The sequence below is a fragment of the Streptococcus australis genome (genome assembly GCF_019930045.1).
In the GTDB taxonomy this organism is placed as follows: domain Bacteria; phylum Bacillota; class Bacilli; order Lactobacillales; family Streptococcaceae; genus Streptococcus; species Streptococcus australis_D.
This window is the reverse complement of the sequence record NZ_JAHZQQ010000108.1, coordinates 1-1,603: the sequence shown is the minus strand read 5'-3', so window position 1 is coordinate 1,603 and position 1,603 is coordinate 1. Positions and strand designations below refer to the sequence as shown.

At 37.5% G+C, this 1,603-nt stretch carries 2 protein-coding genes and 1 other annotated feature; both genes read right to left on the bottom strand.

Annotated features, from left to right (window positions below):
* Positions 1-342: 342 nt before the first annotated feature.
* Positions 343-711, bottom strand: coding sequence for a 50S ribosomal protein L7/L12 (rplL, locus tag K1J10_RS10470; RefSeq protein ID WP_001196965.1), 369 nt, complete (start codon positions 709-711; stop codon positions 343-345).
* 76 nt (positions 712-787) lie between these two features.
* Positions 788-1,288 (bottom strand): 50S ribosomal protein L10, encoded by a 501-nt coding sequence (gene rplJ / locus K1J10_RS10465; protein ID WP_048691273.1) that lies wholly within the window; start codon positions 1,286-1,288, stop codon positions 788-790.
* 38 nt (positions 1,289-1,326) lie between these two features.
* Positions 1,327-1,462 (bottom strand) — a sequence feature (ribosomal protein L10 leader region).
* Between the last annotated feature and the right edge of the window lie 141 nt (positions 1,463-1,603).

Genomic DNA, 1,603 nt, shown 5'->3' with positions numbered 1-1,603 from the left:
CACACTTGAAAGCTTATTTGATTAACACTCCGCAACTTTACTTGAGTGTTTACACAAAATTATTGACAGAATCTTTATGAAAGTAAACGATCATTCTAAAGACAAAGATTAATACTCTCCTTTTACTTATTAATAATTTCAAATTGTTAAAATGCTATATATACTCCAATAAGACTTAGATACTATCTAGAAATATAGCTTTTCATTAAAGAAAATTATAACAAGGGTCATACACTCGACATAGGACAAAAGTAAATCTGTACAAATATAGATCTAATTTCAAAATTGTAAACAAAAAAACCGAGGACTAAACCTCGGTTTTCATTTTGATTGGAAACTCGATTATTTAAGAGTAACTGAAGCTCCAGCTTCTTCCAATTTAGCTTTGATTTCTTCAGCTTCAGCTGTAGCAACACCTTCTTTAACAAGTGCTGGTGCTCCATCAACAAGTTCTTTAGCTTCTTTAAGACCAAGACCTGTGATTTCACGTACAACTTTGATAACGCCGACTTTCTTGTCGCCTGCAGATGTCAATTCAACGTCGAATGAATCTTTAGCAGCACCAGCGTCAGCAGCACCAGCTGCAGCAACAGCTACAGGAGCAGCTGCAGTTACACCAAATTCTTCTTCGATAGCTTTTACAAGGTCGTTCAATTCAAGGATTGAAGCTTCTTTAATTTCAGCAATAATGTTTTCAATGTTCAATGCCATTGTTATTTCCTCCAAATAAGTTTTAAATTTTTTTATTTATATTTTTTGTAGCTAGGCTACGCTGCGTAGCTTAGGATTAAGCTGCGTCTTCTTTGTTGTCCGCAACCGCTTTGACTGCAAGAGCAACGTTGCGCACTGGCGCTTGAAGTACAGAAAGGAGCATAGAAAGAAGTCCTTCGCGGTTTGGAAGAGTTGCAAGAGCAAGAATCTCTTCTTTAGATGCGACAGCGCCTTCGATTGCACCACCTTTGATTTCAAGTGCGTCAGCGTTTTTAGAAAAGTCGTTCAAGATTTTCGCTGGTGCGATAACATCTTCGTTAGAAAATGCTACTGCAGATGGTCCAACAAAAACAGATGCAAGATCTTCAAGACCAGCTTTTTCAGCTGCACGACGTAAGATTGAGTTTTTAATAACTTTGTACTCAACTTCGCTTCCACGAAGCTCACGACGAAGAACTGTATCTTGTTCTACTGTCAAACCACGAGCGTCCACAACGACGATTGATGCAGCAGCTTTCATTTTCTCAGCTACTACGTCAACTAGTTCCGCTTTCTTAGCAATAATTGCTTCACTCATTAGTGTGTTCACCTCCGTAATTATTTTGCTTGGGGAATTTTTCCAAAAGAAAAACGCGCCCAAACCTAGACACGAAAGTACAATACGCTTCTTTTTACATGATACGTTTTGTCCTCGGTAGGATCTTTATGAGTCGAGCTCCCCTACTGTCTTAGGCAGTTTTTTCAAACCGTTATTTAGTGTATCACATAAAAAAAAAGAATGCAAGTATTTTTGCAAACTTTTTTTAAAAATCTTAATCGCCCTGTTGTAAAATGAAGTGCAACACAAAAGACACGTTCATCTGATATACTAGAATTGCGAAAAACAGCATAA